Annotated in this window: 18 protein-coding genes; 9 read left to right on the top strand and 9 right to left on the bottom strand. The window is 66.8% G+C overall.

The window, feature by feature from the left end:
* The first annotated feature begins 3 nt into the window (after window positions 1-3).
* Window positions 4-1,467: a glycoside hydrolase family 32 protein gene (locus ACZY0Q_RS07810; protein WP_463915662.1), complete on the top strand. Its 1,464-nt coding sequence runs from the start codon at window positions 4-6 to the stop codon at window positions 1,465-1,467.
* A gap of 143 nt (window positions 1,468-1,610) precedes the next feature.
* Here ACZY0Q_RS07810 and ACZY0Q_RS07805 read toward each other — a convergent pair whose 3' ends face one another.
* From ACZY0Q_RS07805 to ACZY0Q_RS07790, 4 genes are all read right to left on the bottom strand, one after another.
* The gene (locus ACZY0Q_RS07805) at window positions 1,611-2,696 is read right to left on the bottom strand and encodes a LacI family DNA-binding transcriptional regulator (RefSeq protein ID WP_463915661.1); all 1,086 of its coding nucleotides are present in this window, start codon (window positions 2,694-2,696) and stop codon (window positions 1,611-1,613) included.
* 139 nt (window positions 2,697-2,835) lie between these two features.
* Window positions 2,836-4,035 (bottom strand): MFS transporter, encoded by a 1,200-nt coding sequence (locus ACZY0Q_RS07800; protein WP_463915660.1) that lies wholly within the window; start codon window positions 4,033-4,035, stop codon window positions 2,836-2,838.
* A 98-nt stretch (window positions 4,036-4,133) separates the two neighbouring features.
* Window positions 4,134-4,637, bottom strand: a complete 504-nt coding sequence (locus ACZY0Q_RS07795; protein WP_463915658.1) for an SRPBCC family protein — start codon at window positions 4,635-4,637, stop codon at window positions 4,134-4,136.
* A gap of 14 nt (window positions 4,638-4,651) precedes the next feature.
* Window positions 4,652-4,984 (bottom strand): ArsR/SmtB family transcription factor, encoded by a 333-nt coding sequence (locus tag ACZY0Q_RS07790; protein ID WP_463915656.1) that lies wholly within the window; start codon window positions 4,982-4,984, stop codon window positions 4,652-4,654.
* Between the two features lie 184 nt (window positions 4,985-5,168).
* On the opposite strand from ACZY0Q_RS07790, the gene ACZY0Q_RS07785 reads away from it, so the two are divergent.
* Complete coding sequence (locus ACZY0Q_RS07785) at window positions 5,169-5,570, top strand: Hpt domain-containing protein (protein WP_463915655.1); 402 nt, start codon at window positions 5,169-5,171, stop codon at window positions 5,568-5,570.
* 54 nt (window positions 5,571-5,624) lie between these two features.
* On the opposite strand, the gene ACZY0Q_RS07780 is transcribed toward ACZY0Q_RS07785, so the two are convergent.
* Window positions 5,625-6,035, bottom strand: coding sequence for a DUF6855 family protein (locus ACZY0Q_RS07780; protein WP_463915654.1), 411 nt, complete (start codon window positions 6,033-6,035; stop codon window positions 5,625-5,627).
* 219 nt (window positions 6,036-6,254) lie between these two features.
* Here ACZY0Q_RS07780 and ACZY0Q_RS07775 point away from each other — a divergent pair, with 219 nt between their 5' ends.
* The 6 genes from ACZY0Q_RS07775 (at window position 6,255) to menD (ending at window position 13,437) form a co-directional block, all read left to right on the top strand.
* Window positions 6,255-7,271 (top strand): magnesium and cobalt transport protein CorA, encoded by a 1,017-nt coding sequence (locus ACZY0Q_RS07775; RefSeq protein ID WP_463915653.1) that lies wholly within the window; start codon window positions 6,255-6,257, stop codon window positions 7,269-7,271.
* A gap of 85 nt (window positions 7,272-7,356) precedes the next feature.
* On the top strand, window positions 7,357-7,995 hold the full coding sequence (locus tag ACZY0Q_RS07770) for a hypothetical protein (RefSeq protein WP_463915652.1): 639 nt from the start codon (window positions 7,357-7,359) through the stop codon (window positions 7,993-7,995).
* Window positions 7,995-8,225, top strand: coding sequence for a helix-turn-helix domain-containing protein (locus ACZY0Q_RS07765; protein WP_463915651.1), 231 nt, complete (start codon window positions 7,995-7,997; stop codon window positions 8,223-8,225). The genes ACZY0Q_RS07770 and ACZY0Q_RS07765 overlap by 1 nt, the downstream gene beginning before the upstream one ends.
* Before the next feature lie 35 nt (window positions 8,226-8,260).
* Complete coding sequence (locus tag ACZY0Q_RS07760; protein WP_463915650.1) at window positions 8,261-9,274, top strand: o-succinylbenzoate synthase; 1,014 nt, start codon at window positions 8,261-8,263, stop codon at window positions 9,272-9,274.
* Between the two features lie 189 nt (window positions 9,275-9,463).
* Complete coding sequence (locus tag ACZY0Q_RS07755) at window positions 9,464-11,539, top strand: PhoX family protein (RefSeq protein ID WP_463915649.1); 2,076 nt, start codon at window positions 9,464-9,466, stop codon at window positions 11,537-11,539.
* 155 nt (window positions 11,540-11,694) lie between these two features.
* On the top strand, window positions 11,695-13,437 hold the full coding sequence (gene menD / locus ACZY0Q_RS07750; RefSeq protein WP_463915648.1) for a 2-succinyl-5-enolpyruvyl-6-hydroxy-3-cyclohexene-1-carboxylic-acid synthase: 1,743 nt from the start codon (window positions 11,695-11,697) through the stop codon (window positions 13,435-13,437).
* A gap of 139 nt (window positions 13,438-13,576) precedes the next feature.
* Here the strand turns inward: menD and ACZY0Q_RS07745 are convergent, their stop codons facing one another.
* The 4 genes from ACZY0Q_RS07745 to ACZY0Q_RS07730 all read right to left on the bottom strand — a co-directional run bounded on the left by ACZY0Q_RS07745 (window position 13,577) and on the right by ACZY0Q_RS07730 (window position 17,669).
* Entirely contained in the window at window positions 13,577-14,380 is an 804-nt protein-coding gene (locus tag ACZY0Q_RS07745; RefSeq protein ID WP_463915647.1) for an amino acid ABC transporter ATP-binding protein, read from the bottom strand.
* Window positions 14,381-14,390: 10 nt separating this feature from the next.
* Complete coding sequence (locus ACZY0Q_RS07740) at window positions 14,391-15,182, bottom strand: amino acid ABC transporter permease (protein WP_463915646.1); 792 nt, start codon at window positions 15,180-15,182, stop codon at window positions 14,391-14,393.
* Between the two features lie 114 nt (window positions 15,183-15,296).
* Window positions 15,297-16,097, bottom strand: a complete 801-nt coding sequence (locus ACZY0Q_RS07735; protein WP_463915644.1) for an ABC transporter substrate-binding protein — start codon at window positions 16,095-16,097, stop codon at window positions 15,297-15,299.
* 177 nt (window positions 16,098-16,274) lie between these two features.
* Window positions 16,275-17,669, bottom strand: a complete 1,395-nt coding sequence (locus ACZY0Q_RS07730) for an isochorismate synthase (RefSeq protein ID WP_463915642.1) — start codon at window positions 17,667-17,669, stop codon at window positions 16,275-16,277.
* A 153-nt stretch (window positions 17,670-17,822) separates the two neighbouring features.
* Here ACZY0Q_RS07730 and ACZY0Q_RS07725 point away from each other — a divergent pair, with 153 nt between their 5' ends.
* Window positions 17,823-18,599 carry a demethylmenaquinone methyltransferase gene (locus ACZY0Q_RS07725; RefSeq protein WP_463915641.1) on the top strand — a complete coding sequence of 259 codons (777 nt, stop codon included), beginning with the start codon at window positions 17,823-17,825 and terminating at the stop codon, window positions 18,597-18,599.
* Window position 18,600 lies beyond the last annotated feature (1 nt).

The raw sequence follows: 18,600 nt of genomic DNA, 5'->3' as shown, positions 1-18,600 counted from the left end.
TCCATGTCATCCCCGGACCTCGCCGCCGCCGGCTTCGCCCATGTGGCCGCCGCCCACCCCGACGCCGCGTTCCCGCACTTCCACCCCCGCCCCGCGCAGGGCTGGATCAACGACCCCAACGGCATCAGTCACATCAACGGCCGGTACCACGTCTTCTTTCAGTACAACCCCGAGTCCGCACGGCACCACAGGATCGCGTGGGGCCACGTCAGCTCCACGGACCTGGTCCGCTGGGAGGAGCACCCCGTGGCGCTTCGTCCCCAGGCCGGTGGGCCGGATGAGTATGGCTGTTGGACCGGTGTGGTGACGGACGACGGCGGCGTCCCCACCGCCGCGTATTCGGGCGTCCGCGGCGACGGCGGCCACTCCCAGGTGGTCATCTCGCGCGGTTCCGCTGACCTCGTTTCGTGGAAGCAGGACGGTCATGTCGCGGCGTCCATGCCGGCCGACCCCATGGTCACGGCGGTTCGCGACCCGTTCATCTTCCGCTTCAACGGCAAGCGCTACGCCATGCAGGGCGCCGGGCTGGCCTCCGGCCACGCGGCCCTCCTGCTGTACACGGTGGAGGACCTGTCCGACTGGAAGTACCAGGGCATCTGGCTCACGTCCGAGAACCCGGTCGCTGCTGTCCGGACGCCGGCCGAGATCTGGGAATGCCCGCAGCTGGTCCGGGTGCCCTCCGGGGACGACGGCGACGCGTGGGTCATGATGTTCTCCCTGTGGCTCTCCGGCGACGACCACGAGCACGCCAACGGTGTAGGCCACCTCATCGGCTCCCTGACCGAGGATCCCGCCACCGGGCTGCCGGTCTTCTCCCCGGAGACCGGCGGAAAGTCTGACCTGGGCCGCGACTTCTACGCGCCCCAGATCATGCAGCTGCAGGACGGTGCCGGCGCCGGTACTCCCGGTGTTCCTGCTTCTTCTTCTGCTCTTGCTGCCCTCGCGGAGCCCAAGGCACTGCTGTGGGGCTGGGCCAATGAAGGACCGGGGCGGGACGGCCGCCGGGGCCGCAGCCAGGAACAGATCGACGCCGCGGGCTGGGCCGGAGTGCTCACCCATCCGCGTCTGCTGTCCGTGGTGGACGGTTCCCTTGCCGTGGCACCCGCGCCGGAGGTGGATGCCTACCGTGGCACGCAACTGGCGTCCCAGGCTGCCGGGAGCGCTGAGCTGCCGCCGTATGCCGAGGCTGTGGTGACCGCCCGCTCCGGTGGGCCGGCGGCGTTGGCCGCGGACGCCGTCGTCGAACTTTCCCTGGTTGCTGATGGTGCCCAGCAAGTGGTGTTCAGCGGGCATCTGGCTGTGGGGGAGGAGCTGCGGGTGTTTGTGGACGCATCGCTGGTGGAGGTGTACCGGAGCGGTTCGGTGGCCACCACGCTGCGCGCCTATCCTGCGCCGGGCGAGCGGTGGGTGCTGCGGCTTCCCGACGGTGCAGCTGCGGACATCTGGCAGCTGGAACAGCCTCGGTAGGGAACGGTTTGGCGCGAACGTACACTTGAGGCCCTCACCGGCCGAGGGATAAGCGCGAACGTACACTTGAGGCCCTGTTTTCCAAACAAATCAGGGCGTCAAGTGTACGTTCGCGCTGTTCGTCTCTTGGGTCAGGGCCGGGGTCAGGCCCGGCCTGCGGGGACCGGGCCGGTTGACTCGCGCACCACGAGCCGGCAGGGGACCAGTGTCTGGCCGGGGCGGCGGCGTTCGGCGGGTGCGTCGCCGTCGTCGTCGTTGTCCTCCGGCTCCTCCGACAGTTCATGGAGCAGCCCGGTCATGGCAGCAGCGCCCATTTCCCGCAGCGGGAGGGCCATGGTGGTGAGTGCCGGGACCATGGTGGAGGCGATGCGGAATTCGTCGTCGTATCCCATGACGGAGACATCTTGAGGCACAGCCAGGCCCAGCCGGTTGGCCGCGAGTACCACGCCGATGGCCAGCCGATCGTTCGCGCACATGATCGCGGTGGGGCGGTCCGGCGCAGCCACGCCGTCCAGGAGTTTCATGGCGCCGTGGAACCCGGCATCGATGTCCCAGCCAGCCTCAAGGATCCGGCCCGGCCGAACCGGCAACCCGGCGGCTTCAAAAGCGTCCCGGTGGCCCTGGATCCGGCGCGGGGCGGCGGGATTGATGCTGTCACCGGCGAGGAATGCGATGTCCCGGTGGCCAAGCTCCAGCAGGTGCGTTGCCGCCTCCCGGCCGCCGCGGACCTCATCCGGAATGACGGCGGGAACGCCTGCCTCGGGACGGTCATCGAAGCAGTTGGCCAGCACCGACGGCACGCGCAGCATGTTGAGCGGCACGTGCAGGGGACGCAGGCCCACGGTGACATACATCAGCCCGTCCACCTGGCGGTCCAGCAGCGTGGCCACGGCACTTTCGTCACGGGTCTCGTCCAGCTCCGTATCCATCACCACGGTGACAAAGCCCTGGGACCTGGCCACGGCATCCGCGCCGGCGATGATGTTGCCGTCGAACGGGCTGGTGACCACCTGGTCCGAGACGATTCCGATGATCCGCGACCGGCGGTTCCGCAGGCTCACGGCGATGGCGTTGGGCGTGTAGTTCAGCGTGGCGGCCGCTTCACGGATCCGGACCTGGCTCTCCTTGGCCACGTTCCCGTCGCCGCGGCCGTTCAGGACCAGGGACACCGCGCTGCGGGAGACCCCGGCGAGCTTGGCGACGTCGAGAGCTGTGGCTTTGCGGTTCATGCTGGGTTTCCTCCCGCGTGCGGTCTTTTCAGCAGTCTACCTAACGCGTGTGAGGTGTGCCCGGACCTGGGGGCTGCCGCGCCTTTCCCCCCAACTGAGCAATCCAACGCGGGGTCACTTCCTGCCCAATATCCTTCGTTTATCGGGCAGGAAGTGACCCCGCGTTGCTTGTGGGGTGCGCTTCAGGAAGGCGTGGCAAGCTGGCCGCTGCGACCAGCAGCGCCAGGGCCCCGAGGCCGAACGGCAGGGCCGTGAGGGTGGCGATGCCGCCCACCAGCAGGGGCCCGCCGGCGTCGCCGAGTTCACGCCCGAGCTCCGCCGAACCCATGGTCCGGCCCATGCGCTCCGGTGGTGTGGTGTCGGCCAGATGCGCGAAGCCGAGCGGCGTGGCCAGGCCGACTCCCGCGCCAATGGCTGCCGCGGCAATAAACAGCGTGACGGGACCCGGGGTGAGGGCGATGAGGGCAACGCCGGCGGCAGTAAGGAGGAGTCCCGCCGTCGTCCCGCGGTTATCGCTGATGCGGTGCGCGTCGCGCAGCCTGCCGATCCAGGGCTGGGTGAGCACCGAGGTGATGGCCAGGACGCTGACTGCTGCCGTGCCGGCGACCGGGCCCAGGCCGTGCCGGATGGCAAGGGCGGGGATGAATCCGATCGCCGCGCCGAGCGCTCCCGTCGAGGCGGCCAGCACCAAGGTGGGAACCAGGAAGCGCCGCTCGGTGACCTGGCGGGCAAGGTCCAAAACGGTGTACCGCTGCCGGGGGAGCGGCGCCAGATGCGGAACGGACACCAGCACCCACAAGGCGGTCGCGGCCGCCAATACCGAGAGGGCCCCGAATAGCAGGGCAAACCCGCCCGCGAGGATCAGGCCCGCCCCCAGCAGCGGGCCGATGACGTAGCCCAGGCTCTTCCACGAACCGTACCGGCCAAAGTAGGTCCCTGCCTTCTTGCCCGCCGCCAGCCGCGCAACCATCGCGGACGACGCCGGCGAGAAGGCCGAAGCCGCAGCGCCCTGCCCGAGCCGTGCCAGTCCCAGCATCAGCGGATCCGCCGCCCAGAGGCCGATCAGCGACAGCACAGCAAAGGCCAGGAGGCCGCCGACGATCACGGGTTTGGTTCCGACCCGGTCGCTCAGGGCGCCGAAGACCGGTTTGAGGAAGACCTCGGAAACGTCGTAGAGGGCCAGCAGGATGCCCAGGTTGAGCAGCGTCAGGCCGATGTTCTCGCTCTGTGCGCCCATGCCGGCGGCAATGCTGTGGGCGCCGAACGCGGTGACGAAACCGGCCGCATACAGGGGGACCGTTGACGAGGGGCGAGTGGCGAGGCGGGTTGGGGTTGTCACACCGTGAAGTGTAAACGCGGGGTCACTTCCCGCCCAATAATTGTCGTTTATCGGGCACGAAGTGACCCCGCGTTGCTTTGTGAGGGGGAGGGGAGGCGTCAGGTGAGGGACGCCGCCAGCTCCTCGATGATCTCGAACTGCTCGCGCACGCCGCCTTCCATGCCGGACTGCGCAATCATGTCCCGGACTTCCTTGCTCCCCGCATCGGTGCGGATCCGCACCGTGGTGCCGCCGCCGTCGGCCTCGTCAAAGGTGACCGTATTGAGCACAGCGCCCTCCACGCTGTCCGGCGCGGTGCCCGGCATCTCCATGACCTCCGTGTGCACGATCCGTTCGTTCGGCACAATCTCGCGGTACGTGCCGTGGAAGGCCACCTCGAATTCTCCGTGCGCCACCATGACATACCGCCACGCGCCGCCGACCCGGAAGTCGATGTCCGCCACCGTCATCTCGCCCCGCCGGCCGGGCCACCATTTCTTGACGAGTTCCGGGGTGGTCCAGGCCCGGTAGACGAGGTGCGCGGGTGCGTTGAGGGTCCGCGTGATCAGGATTTCCGTGTCGCTGGGGAACGTCACGTCCATGGTGCTGCTTGCCTGTGCCATTGTCCTGCTCCTTTTCAGTGCTCTTCTTTGAGGTCCTCCAGCACGTCCTCCAGGAGATCGAAACGCTCCTCCCAGAGGTGCTGGTAGCTGGCCACCCAGTCGTGGATGGGCTTGAGGGCTTGCGGATTGAGCCGGTAGAGGCGCTGCCGGCCTTCGTCACGCACGACGACGGCGCCCACCTCGCGCAGCACCCGCAAGTGCCGTGATACGTGCGGCTGCGCCAGGCCCAGGAGGTCCACCAGTTCGTTGACCGGGCGCTCGCCTTGGGTGAGGGCGTCCAGGATTTCCCGACGGCGGGGCTCAGCCACCGCGTTGAACGCATCTGTTGTGGTTGCTGCCCTTGCCATACCGCAATTGTATACCCATATGGATATGCATTGGAAGGGTCGCTGGACGGCACCCAGTGCCACCTGAGATGAAAGTCGAGTACTGACTACTGATGCTTTCGGCATCCCCGAACGCATAGCTTTCGAATGGGGGACTCACGGGACGTCCATCGGTATACCGCTTCTCGGGGCAGGAAGGACAGTCATGGCGCCGGACGACGGCAACGCCCTGCCCCTCCTGGATCCGGAAGTGCTGGACAGGCTGCGCACCGAACTCGATGACGAAGACGGTGTGTGGAAGGTGTTCGTGCAGAACTTCATCGAGCACCTGCCCAACAGGACTGAAAAGCTGCGGCTGACGCTGACCACCGGAGACCTGACCGGTGCGATGGATGCGGTCCTGAGCCTGAAGACTTCCAGCCAGATGGTGGGCGCCGAGCGGCTGGCGCGGCTAGCCATGGATCTGGAACGGTCGCTGCGCGACGAGAGCATCGACGTTGAGCCGGCCCGGGTCCTTCCCCGGCTGGCGGCGGACCGCCTGCGCCCGATCATTCGCTGCGCCCGGCAGACCACATACCTTTTGCAGCGGTACCTGCATTCCGGGTGAGGCCATGCTGCGGCCCCGTCCCGGGTTTTGGGAGCCTTGGCTCCGGGAGGGTGATCAGGGTTTCGGCAGGGCCCGAACAGCGTTGTTCCGCTTCTCGTGCGTGAGTTCGGCCAGGCCCAGGGCCTCCAGGAGCGGCGGGAGATACATCCCAAACCGGCCGCGATAGCCCTTCCTCAGCCCGTACCAGCCGCCCATAGGGTTGTCAGCGTCCCTGCCCCAGGCCTCGACACTGCCCTCCGGCGCCGGCTTGCTTTCATCGGCAGCCCCCAGCGGAACCCAGTCACCTTGCTCCAGCAGCCACGAGTGAAGGTCCTCTATGGCCTTAATGTGGTACTTCAGCGTGGTCGAGCCGACCTGGCAGACCAGCGCCGGTGGGTCTGCTTCAGGGTCCCGGTACATGGTGTACCCGGACGATCCCGGAGCCGTCACCAGCTCCCAAGGATCAGCCTTTATTCCTTCAGCCACGGCCATACCCACTTTCCAGGATTCTGCGTTGAGCCTCAGCCTAGGGGCAGCAACACCATGCGTAAACAGCGGGCCAAGTGAACGCTGCCGCCTCCGTGGAGGGCTGCCGCTTCCGTGGAGGGCTAGCGCTTCCTGGACGCCAGCCTGCCCGCACTGCTGGACGGTTGGGAGCGGGAAAGGAACACTGGGGTCAAGACGTTCCGACGAGGAGGCCCGGCCATGACCATCATCGACAACGCGGTGTACGTGGACGGGGTCAGGACGGCGGACCCCGAAGGCCTGGACGAGACGTACTTCGTCCTGAGGCAGCGCGAAGGAATGGCGTGGATCGGACTGTACCGCCCGGACCCCCCGGAAATCAGGTCGGTGGCCGAGGAATTCGACCTGAGCCCCCTGGCGGTGGAGGACGCCCTGGCCGGACACCAGCGGGCCAAGCTGGAGCACTACGGCGAATGCCTCTTCCTGGTACTCCGCCCCGCCCGCTACCTCGACGACGTGGAGAAAGTGGACTTCGGCGAGATCCACGTTTTTGTCGGCGCGGACTATGTGATCACCGTCCGCCACGCCGAATCACCGGACCTGGCAAGGGTGCGCCACCGGATGGAATCCACGCCGGAGTTCCTCGCCTTGGGCCCGGAGGCCGTGCTGTACGGGATCCTGGACCAGGTGGTGGACGAGTACGAACCCGTGGCCGCGGGGCTGGAGAACGATGTGGACGAGATCGAGGACGACCTCTTCGGCGCCGATCCGGACGTGTCGCGCCGGATCTACGAGCTTTCCCGCCAGGTCATCACCTTCCAGCGCGCCACCAGCCCGTTGGTTGGCATCCTCCAGGCCCTCACCGCCGGAACACCGGAGCGCGAACCCGGCCCCGAGCTGCAGGACCACTTCCGCGACGTGCTGGACCACGTGATCCGGCTGAACGAACGGGTGGCGTCCTTCCGAGCTCTGCTGCAGAACGCCCTGGCGGTAAATGCGGCGTTGGTGGCGCAGCGGCAGAACGACGAAATGCGCAGGCTCACCGAATCCAGCTTCGCCCAGAGCGAGCAGGTGAAACGCATTTCTTCCTGGGCGGCCATTCTGTTTGCACCCACGCTGGTGGGCACCATTTACGGCATGAACTTCACTGACATGCCCGAGCTGAACTGGGTCTTCGGTTACCCCTTTGCCCTGGCCCTGATGGTTGCCATGGGGCTGGGCCTCTACTGGACCTTCAAGCGCAACAAGTGGATCTAGGTGGGCATTGACGGGCAGTGTTGTGTCGGGGTAGCTTATCGATTGTCGTTATTAACGAATGTCGATAATGCTTTTTGGGGGAGCCATGAAACTGACCAAGGACACTGCAGGGCCGCAGACTAGCGGGAAGAAATTCGTCTCTAGGGCGGACGCGATTCTCCTCATGGTTGCCGCGTCCGCCGCGGCGGTACTGACCACCGTCCTGACAGTGGCAGGAATTGTCGGCTATTTCACTGGGCCGGTAACGCTCGTGCTTCCCATTGCCTCAACGCAGCGGGCTGTCAGCGGATTGGAATTGGAATCCAGCGGGCACTTCACTGCCCTGGAAGCCACAGTTCCTGTTCTGCCCGCCGGCCCAGGCGAACTTCTGGCTTGGGGTGCGGCCCTGAACCAGGGGGGCATCCTTGCCGTCCTGGCACTGGTGTTCGTGCTGGCCTACCGGCTCCGCAGTGCAATCCTGTTCACGCCCGGATCGGTGTGGATTGTGGGTGCCTGCGGCGCGGTGCTGGCGCTGGCCGGGACGGTGGGCCAGATCGTCGACGGGTGGGGCCGCGCCAGAGTGGCGGAAATGATCGCGGCAAACGGGCGCACACCGGGTGAATCCTTCGCTTTCTCCGCCGAGTTTAACCTCGCACCCCTGATGACCGGCCTGGTTCTGGTTCTGGTGGCAGGCGTCTTCCAGTACGGCCGCCGGCTCCAGGCAGACACGGAGGGGCTGGTCTGATGCCAGCCGAAGACTCGGACATCCACTGCCGGCTCGATGAACTCCTCGAAGCACGGGGGATGACATTGACCGAACTCAGCAAGATCGTCGGAGTCAGCCTGGTGAATTTGTCCGTGCTCAAGAACGACCGCGCGAGGGCCATCAGGTTCTCCACACTGACAGCAATCTGCGACGCCCTCGGCTGCCAGGTGGGGGACCTCCTGGTGACCGTCTCCGCGCCGATGCCCTGACCTGCCAGGGCCTGACCGCTTGTACAGTGAAGGGCATGCCCGCCGACGCCGCCCTGCCGCCCGCCACCTTCCCCGCCCTGGACGAACTGCTCGCCACCGCGCATGTGGTCAGCCTGCCCATGCGTGTGAGGTTCCGCGGCATCATGGAACGCGAAACGCTGCTGCTGCGCGGCCCGCTCGGCTGGGGCGAGTTCTGCCCGTTTCCCGAATACGCCGATGCCGAGGCCTCCCGCTGGCTCGCCGCCACAATCGAGGCCGGCTGGCACGGGTTCCCCGCACCTCTCCGTTCGATGATCCCCGTCAACGCCACCGTGCCCGCCGTTTCCGCGGACCGGGTACCCGACGTCCTGGCCCGGTTCGGCCGCGTGGACGCCGTTAAGATCAAGGTGGCCGAGCAAGGGCAAACGCTCGACGACGACGCCGCCCGGGTCGCTGCCGTCCGTGCCGCCCTGCCGGACGCCGCCATCCGCGTCGACGCCAACGGCGGGTGGGACGTCGCGAAGGCCGTCGAGGCGCTCACCCGGCTCGCCGCCGTCGGGCTTGAATACGCCGAGCAGCCGGTGCCCACCATCGAGGGGCTCGCCGAGGTCCGCCGCCAACTGCGCGCCGCCGGAACGCCGGTCCTGATCGCGGCCGACGAAAGCGTGCGCAAGGAATCCGATCCGCTTCGTGTGGCGCGGTCCGGCGCGGCCGATCTGCTGGTTATTAAGGTCGCGCCGCTCGGGGGAGTGCGGCGCGCGCTGGACATCGTCGCGCAGGCTGGGCTCCCCGCCGTCGTGAGTTCCGCGCTGGACACCTCCGTGGGCATCCGCGGCGGGCTGGCTTTGGCTGCTGCCTTGCCCGAGTTGCCGTACGCGTGCGGGCTGGGGACGGTGTCATTGTTCGCCTCGGATATCACGCTGGATCCGTTAGTGGCCGACGACGGCGCCATCCGCCTCCGCGACGTCGCCGCCGACGCCGGGCTGCTGGAGCAGTTTGCGGCTTCCGCGGAACGCCGCGACTGGTGGCTGGCCCGCCTGCGCCGCGTCCACGCCCTGCTCGCCCCCTGACGCAACGCTCTCTCACTTAAAGCGGGTTTTCTACTGACGCTCTCTCAGTAAATGCAGGTTTTTGGGGAACCCTCTCGCACATCCCTGCAGGTCACCGCCGGTTAACCCGAACTTCACCCGGCGGACGGCTTGGCGTCGGAAGCGGCTGACAAAGTGGCTGGGACCCGATCGTAAATCTGGAGGCTCCCCTTGTCTGAAACGACAGCCCGCAAGTTCACCCTGCTGCCCATGCTTGGCCACACCAAGGGCAAGCGCAGCGCCGTCACCTGCGCCCTGAAATGCGACAACGCCTGCGCCGGCGATGTCTGCAACACCAGCTCCAACAGCTACTTCCGGGACATCGCGTCCGCCACCATGTCCCGCCGCGCCGCCCTGGGCTTCGGCGCCGCCGGTGCGCTCGCCGTCGTGCTCGGCAGCGCCATTACCTCCGCCGAACCGGCCGTTGCCGGCGGTCCCGGCCTGGCACCCGCCGCGAAGGAGGGCTTTGCCAAGTCGAAGCTGAAGTTCACGCCGATCGCTCCGGTGGATGCCGCCGTCGACGCTTTCACCGTGCCGGAAGGCTTCACCTGGCAGCCCGTGATCCGCTGGGGCGACCCGATCTTCAACGGCACGCCGGACCTCGATCTGAACAACCAGACGGCCGCCGCGCAGGAAAAGCAGTTCGGTTACAACAACGACTACACGGACATCCTGGAAATGCCCAACACCAAGGGCCGCCGCGCCGTGCTGTTCGCAAACCACGAATACACCAACGAAAGCATCATGTTCCCGGCCACGATGCCGGCGGCCGACGTCCGCGCGGTGGGGGCCGCTGCACACGGGCTGACGGTCGTCGAGCTGGAGCGCAAGAACACCACCAAGCCGTGGACCTATGTCAAGGGCGCGCCGCTGAACCGCCGGTACCTGAACAACACGGTCTACGAACTGACCGGACCCGCCGCGGGTTCCGCCCTGGTCAAGACCGTCGCCGACCCGAGCGGCCGCAAGATCAAGGGCACCCTGGGCAACTGCTCCGGCGGCACCACTCCGTGGGGCACCATCCTCTCCGGCGAGGAAAACTTCAACGGCTACTTCGTGTCGCCGGGCACGTCCGCCAGCGATAAGCGCTACGGCTTGTCGGCGTCGGCCACTGCGCGCAAGTGGGAACTGGACGACCCCCGCTTCGACACCCGCAACGCCGGCTACGAAAACGAAGCCAACCGCTTCGGCTGGATCGTGGAAGTTGACCCGTTCGATCCCACATCCACGCCGAAGAAGCACTCCTCGCTGGGCCGCTTCAAGCACGAGGGCGCCAACGTGATCATCGCCGAGTCCGGGCACGTGGTTGCCTACTCCGGCGACGACGAACGCTTCGATTACCTGTACAAGTTCGTCTCCAAGGACAAGTACAAGGAGGGCGACCGGGCGCACAACATGACGCTGCTCTCGGCCGGCAACCTCTACGTCGCCAAGTTCACGGGCAACTCGCCCGCCGCGGAGATCACCGGGGTTGGCAACGTTCCCGCCGACGGTTCGTTCGACGGCACCGGCGAGTGGCTGCCGCTGGTGGTGGACGGCGCGTCCGCCGTTCCGGGCATGACCGTGGAAGAGGTCCTGGTCTACACCCGCCTCGCCGCGGACAAGGTGGGCCCCACCAAGATGGACCGCTGCGAGGACGTTGAGCCCAGCCTGCACACCGGCAAGGTCTACGTGGCCTGCACCAACAACTCGGACCGTGGCAAGGCCGGCAAGGAAGGCGCCACGGAGATCAACCCGCGCAACGCCAACCGCGACGGCCACATCGTGGAGATCACCGAAACCGGCGACCAGACCTCCACCCGCTTCACCTGGAACCTGCTGATGGTCTGCGGCGATCCCTCCACCGGCGACGTCACCTACTTCTCCGGCTTCCCGGTGGACCAGGTCTCGCCCATTTCCTGCCCGGACAACCTCGCCTTCGACTCCGTGGGCAACCTGTGGATCTCCACCGATGGTGCCCCCGCCGGAATTGGTAAGGCCGACGGGCTCTTCAAGGTCACCCTCGAAGGCGCCGAGCGCGGCAAGGTGGAGCAGTTCCTGGCCGTGCCGCGCGACGGCGAAACCTGCGGCCCCATCGTCCACGACGACGAGCGCACCGTCTTCGTCTCGGTCCAGCACCCGGGCGAAGATGGTTCGTTCGACGCGCCGAACTCCTTCTTCCCGGACTACGTTGCGGAAGGCACGACGCCGGCCCGCGGCCAGGTGCGCGCCCCGCGTCCGGCAGTGGTCCAGGTGTTCCGCGGCTAGGTTATTTCCCACTCCACCAGGACGCTCTCTCACTTTTGGTGGGTTTTTCGCCAACGCTCTATCCCTTCCTAATGCTCCGGCGCCGGGAAGTGATAGAGCGTTCGGCTTTAAGCGACTTTAAGTGAGAGAGCGATTGGGGGTGGGAGACTGGGTCGGTGACTTCTGAGACTTCCCCAGACCCCATCGCTTCCTCCTCTGCCTCGGCTCCTTTGGCCGCAATCGCCGCCGCGCGGATCGCCGTCGACGCACTGATCGACGGCGGCGTCCAGTACGTGGTGGTCTCGCCCGGCTCTCGTTCCGCCCCCATGGCCTACGCCCTCGCCGAGGCCGAAGCGGCCGGCCGCGTGGACCTCCTGGTCCGCATCGACGAACGTTCCGCCGGCTTCACGGCCCTTGGCCTGGCACTGTCCACCGGCTCCCCGGCGGCCGTCCTCACCACCTCAGGCACCGCCGTCGGGAATCTCATGCCCGCCGTGATGGAGGCCAACCACGCGGCCGTCCCGCTGGTGGTGATTTCCGCTGACCGGCCCGAGGAACTGCAGGGGACCGGCGCCAACCAGACCACCATCCAGCTGGACCTGTTCGGGGAGCACGTCCGGTTCGCCGCCGATGTCCCGGCCGGCAGCAGCCCACTGCGCGCGGTGGAAACGGCGCTGGCCGCAGCCACCGGCGCGTTTTCCGACCTCGCGCCCGGGCCAGTCCAGCTGAACCTGGCGTTCCGCGACCCGCTGGTTCCCGCGCCGGGGGAAGAGCTTCCGACGGCGGCCGCGCATCCCAGGTTCCGGATCGGCACCGACCCGCTCACCATGAACCTGCCGCCCGCCTCTGCGTCGCTCGAGGAACGGCGCACCGTGGTGCTGGCAGGGCACGACGCCGGGCCCGTTGCCGAGGCGTTCGCCCGTGCCCACGGCCTGCCGCTGCTCGCCGAACCGTCCTCAAACGCCCGGTTCGGTCCCAACGCTGTGGGCCCCTACCGGCTGCTGCTGGAACACTTCGGACCGTCCGCGGCCCAGCCCATCGAACGCGTGGTGATGTTCGGCCGGCCCACACTGTCCAGGCCGGTTGCCGCACTGCTGGAGCGGGCCGACGTGCCGTCCGCGCTGTACCAGCCGGTCCCCGTGGCCTGGTACCAGCCGGGCCGGCGCACCGAACTTCCGCTCGAGAACCTCGCCGACCTCGCGGATTTCGCCGGCCGCGGCCCGTCCGACTGGCTCGATACCTGGCTGCTGTCCGGGGCCGCAGCGCAGCACGCGCTCGACGGCGTCCTGGCCGCCGAGCCCGCCGCCACCGGCCCGTCCGTGGGAGCAATGGTCTGGCGGCATGCCCGCGGCCAGCTGATGCTGGGCTCCTCCAACGGCATCCGCGACGTTGACCTGGCCGGCCTGCCCGCCGCCGAGCCTGCCGCGACGGTTTACGCCAACCGCGGCCTTGCCGGGATCGACGGCACTATCTCCACGGCCACCGGGATCGCCCTCGGCGGCCGCCAGGACACCACGCTGCTGCTGGGCGACGTCACGTTCCTGCACGACGCCGGGGGCCTGCTCCTGGGTTCCGGCGAAGCCGAACCCGGGCTCCGGATAGTGGTGCTGAACGACGCCGGCGGGGCCATCTTCGATCTGCTGGAGCACGGGGCCGTGCGCTCGGCGGGAGCATACGGCGGCGCCGTCGAGCGACTCTTCGGCACCCCCCACACCGTGGACATCGCGGCACTCGCCGCAGCGTACGGCGTCGGGCATTGCTCGGTAAGTACGACGGCGGGACTCGCCGAGGCGCTCGCCGCGCCGCTGAAGGGCCGCAGCATCATCGAGGTGCGCACGGACCGTGTTGCCCTCCGTGCCCTCCACGCCCGCATCAAGGCCGCCGTGTCCGCCGCCGTCGCGGGAGTCCTGGCAGGGTAGTTCACGACGCGCAAAAGTCCCCGCGACGCGCAGATGCCCTGTCGCGCCCGTATTTGGGTAGCGACAGGGCATCTGCGCGTCAGCAGGTGATCAGCGCGTCGAAAGGGCTGCGCGCCGGTAGCGGCGGGCGGCGCCTGGCTTACTCTTCGATCTCGATGTGCGTCGGGTCCAGGACACGGCGCAGGAACTCCTTGGTGCGGGCCTGGGTGGGTGCGGAAATGACCTGCTCGGCCACGCCTTCCTCCACCACCACACCGCCATCCATAAACACCACGCGGTCCGCCACTTCGCGGGCGAAGCCCATCTCGTGGGTCACCACCAGCATGGTCATGCCCTCCTTGGCCAGGTTCCGCATGACCGAAAGGACATCGCCCACAGTCTCGGGGTCCAGGGCGGAGGTTGGCTCGTCGAAGAGCATCAGTTCCGGGTCCATGCTCAGGGCGCGGGCAATCGCAACACGCTGCTGCTGGCCGCCGGAAAGCTGGTCCGGGAAACGGTCGGACAAGTGCCCCAGGCCCACGCGCTCCAGGTTGTGCTGGGCCACCTGATCGGCCTCTTCCTGGGACCGCTTCAGCACCTTCGTCTGCGCAATGGTGCAGTTCCGCTTGGCGTCCAGGTGCGGGAACAGGTTGAACTGCTGGAACACCATGCCCACCTTTCGGCGCATTTTGTCGATGTCCACGTCGGGGTCGGTAGCCTCGAACCCGCCCACATGGATGGCTCCCTCGTTGGGCTGTTCCAGGAGGTTGACGCAGCGCAGGAGGGTGGATTTGCCGGAACCGGAGGGGCCGATCAGGCACACCACTTCGCCGGGGGCCACGTCCAGGCTGATGCCCTTGAGGACCTCGTTGCTGCCGTAGGACTTGCGCAGGTCCTTGATGGAGACTCCGGCCGCGTTGATGGTGCCGGTGTTGCTGGCGGAGGAATTTACGACGTCGTTCATGGTTCCCTGCCTATCGCTTGGTCCGCGCGGAGCGGCTTTCGAACTTCCGGGCCAGGAGGCTCAGCGGGATGGTGATGACCAGGTAGAAGGCACCGGCCACGAGGAGCGGCGTCAGGCCGGCACCCAGGCTGGAGATGCCGTCACGGCCGAACTTCGTAAGCTCGTACTGCGATGCCGTCAGGCCCAGGACGTAGATCAGCGAGGAGTCTTTGGTCAGCAGGATGACCTCGTTGGTCAGCGGCGGCAGGACAATCTTGAACGCCTGCGGAATCACGATGGACACCATGGCCCGCCACTGCGGCATGCCCAGCGACCGTGCGGCCTCGAGCTGTCCCTTGGGCACAGCCTGCAGGCCGGCGCGGAGAGTTTCGGCGATATATGCCGAGGCCACCATACCCAGTGAAATCATGACGATCACGGTGACGTTCCACTGAACGCCAAACGCCAGCGGGACACCGTAGCCGAACGCGATGAACACCAGCAGCGCCGGAACTCCGCGGAAGAACTCGATGTAGCCTGTGGCGATCCAACGGTAAAGCGGGAAGGTGGAGAGCTTCATCAGGGCCAGCAGGAGGCCGCCGGAGAGGCCCACCACAAACCCAAGGAACGTGTAGATCAGGGTGTTCTTAAGGCCTACCAGGAAGATGTCCGGGAACATCGGGCCGATCTTGGCGAAGTTGAAGACGCTGGTGCCGATGGTCTTCCAGTCGGTGGCCAGGACCAGCGCGGCCACGGCCACAACGAAGATGCCGATCTGGACATACAGGCTCACTCTGGCCCGTTGACGTGCGGTCATTGCCATGGGGTGCTCACATTCATTTGCGTGGCTGAGGCCCCGGACGGGCTGCGGTGCAGTTCGTCAGGGGCCCCAGCGGCGTAGTACTCAGGGCTGTGAAGGGTCAGTCCGAAGGGCAGGTTACTTGGCGGTCTCGCCGAACCAGGTGGTTTCGAACTTCTTCAGGCTGCCGTCGTCGGTGATGCGCTTCAGGGTTGCGTTGACCTTCTCGGCCATGGCGGTGTTGCCCTTCTTGATGGAAACGCCCAGCTTCTCACCGGACGCGTAGTCCTCCACGCGCTTGAACTTGGGGTCATCCTTGATGGCATAAGCCAGGATGGACTGGTTGCCCAGGGCTGCGTCGATGGTGCCGGCCTGGATGGCCTGGACCAGGAGGCCGCTGTCCTCAAACTGCTGCGCGTCGATGCCCTTCTCCGCTGCGTACTTGGCGCCGGTGGTGGCCTGCTGGACGCCAACCTTCTTGCCCTTGGCGCTGTTGATGTCCGTAATCCCGGATGCCGTGGTGGCAACGAGGGTGAGGTCATCGTCCATGTACGGGTTGGAGAAGTCCATAACGGACTTGCGGACGTCGGTGATGGACACCGAGGAGATGGAGAGGTCGCAGCCGGTGAGGGCGGTTCCTGTCTCGATGGCCTCGAAGGAGCTGTCCACGACGCTGAGTTCGGCTTTGAGGTCCTTGGCAATCTCGTTGGCGATGTCCATGTCGAAGCCAACGATCTTGCCGTCCTTCTGGAATTCGAAGGGCTCGTAGGGGACGTCGGAGCAGACCGTGAGCTTGCCTGCGTTGATGAGCTGGATGCCGCCTTCGGACGCTGCCGGGGTGGTGCTGCCGCCGCAGGCAGTGAGGGTGAGCGCGCCGGCGGCCAGGATTGCTGCTGCCTTGGCGGCGAACTTGGCCTGGGCCAGGGACTTGAGCTGCATGTTCTTTACCTTTTGTTGCAGGGGTATGCGGTACTAAATCGGTTCATAGTGTATCGCCGAATGAGAGATGTGCATCACACGAAACTTAGTTTCACTATTGGATAACTAAACCACAGCCTAAATCAAGACTTAGGGCGCGGATCATGTCTGGAACTCCGGACACTTCGCCCATGCTACCTAGTTGGAAATCCCCAGCGACTCCAGCATCGGCCGGAATTTGGCCCACGTCTCGGCCAGTTCGGCCTCCGGCTGGGAGCCATCCACTATGCCGCAACCGGCATATAACCGCACGGTATGAGGATCCTCAATCACAGCTCCGCGCAGCGCGATGCCCCACTCGCCATTGCCGGCGGCGTCCAGCCAGCCCACCGGCCCCGCGTACGGTCCGCGGTCCAGGTGTTCAAGCTTGCGGATCAGGGCGCCGGCCACCAACGTGGGTGTGCCGCAGACCGCGGCCGTTGGGTGCAGCGCGTTGATCAGTGCGAGGCAGGTGGGCACATGGCCCTCCACCTCGGCGAGCTCTGCCTTGACGTCCGACGCCAGGTGCCAAACGTTCGGCAGCTCCAAAATGAAAGGCTCGTCGTGCGCGTTCATGGCCTCGGAAAACGGTGCCAGCTGCGACGTCAGGGACTGGATCGCGATCTCGTGCTCATGCCGCTGCTTCTCGGACCCGGCCAGCACCCGCTCCGCATAATCCATCGGAATCCCGTCTTCGCCGTGAGCATCGCGGCGGTCCAGCGTACCGGCCAGCACGCGCGCCTGGGCAGTGCGGCCCTCCACCTGGATCAGCATCTCGGGGGTGGCGCCCACCAGCCCGTCCACGCCATACGTCCAGCATTCGCGGTAGCGTACGGCCAGCTCGCGCAGCACCTGCGCGGCGTTCACGCCCGCCGGCACCGTGGCCACAATGTCCCGGGCCAGCACCAGCTTCTCCAGCGCACCGGTTCGGATCTCCGCCACGCCCGCGGCGACGGCGGCCATCCAGTCTTCCTCGCTGAGCGAGCCGGTGTGCAGCGTGGCTCCATCAGCCGAAGGTACGGGACGCACGACGGCGCCGCCCCGTTCGGTGGGGACGGCGCCGGGCGTGCCGTCCCCGGCAGTGGGGGACTCACCAGCGGTGCCGGCCTCACCAGCGAAGCTGCCACCGCTTAGCCAGCCGTCCAGCGCGGCGAGGGCGCCCGCTTCGGTGAGTTCGCCGTCGTCGACCGTTAACTGGGTGAGCCAGTACTGGCCGTCCCGGACGCCCACTACGATCTCCGGCACGATCAGGCGCGATACGTGGGTGGACTTCTTGGAGAATGCAAAGGAGCCGAAAGCCACCGGGCCAGTGCCGGGCAGCTCCACGGAGTCGGTGATGTCCGCTTCGATGACCAGGTGCCGCCACCATATGTCGGCCTCCAGGAAGCGCTCAGGGCCGGTGGCCGTGAAGCGAGCGATCTCGCCGAACCCCACCAGGCCGGCTTCGCGGCGGGTCCAGCAGAGGACGTCGTCCCGGAGCAGGAACTGCGGCAGTCCGCCGGCAGATGCGTTGCCATCCAGGGGGACTGTGAGGGTGCGGAACGTGCTCGTCATGATGAGACAACATTACTCCCGCGTATGCGTGCGTCCGCGTTGGGCCCTGCGGCTCGGGTGAGGGGCGCGGCGGGAGAGGCGTTTGCCGTTGCTTCGGACCGGTGGACGGGCTCGCCGAAAGTCCTTCCCAAGTTTGTCTGAGACAATTGCATGGTGAACCGAGCATCCTTGGAAAAGCGTCCGGACGAAGTAGCCACGATGTTTGACGACGTCGCACCTAAGTACGACGTCGTCAATGATGTCCTCTCCATGGGGCAAACCCGCCGTTGGCGCAGGATAGTGGTGGATGCCATGGACATGAAACGGGGCCAGCGGGTGCTGGACCTGGCCGCGGGAACCGGCACCTCCAGCGAGCCGTATGCCGATGCAGGCATAGATGTCATCGCCTGCGATTTCTCCCTCGGCATGCTCAAAGTGGGCAAGCGCCGCCGCCCGGACATCAACTTCGTTGCCGGCGATGCCACCAACCTGCCTTTCTCGGACAACAGCTTCGACGCCAGCACCATTTCGTTCGGTCTCCGCAACGTCAATGAGCCCAAGAAGGCGCTGGCCGAGATGCTCCGCGTCACCAAGCCCGGCGGCAAGCTGGTCATCGCCGAGTTCTCCCAGCCCGTGGTTCCGCTGTGGCGCACCATGTATACGGAATACCTCATGCGTGCCCTGCCGGCCATCGCCGTCAAGGTGGCCTCCAACCCGGACGCCTACGTGTACCTCGCCGAGTCCATCCGCGCCTGGCCCGACCAGGACCACCTGGCCGCCTGGCTGCAGGAATCCGGCTGGGAAAAGGTCACGTACCGCAACCTGACCGGCGGGATCGTGGCCGTACACCGCGCCACCAAACCGCTGGAATCCACGCCGGAGGGGGCTGCGGAAGCCATCGCCGCGCACAAGGGCCCTGTCGCCAAGCTTCGCCGCAACATCGTCCGCTGAA

Source organism: Pseudarthrobacter lactosi (assembly GCF_055412785.1).
Note: the sequence above shows the minus strand (reverse complement) of the source record. Positions and strands in the feature narration are given on the sequence as shown.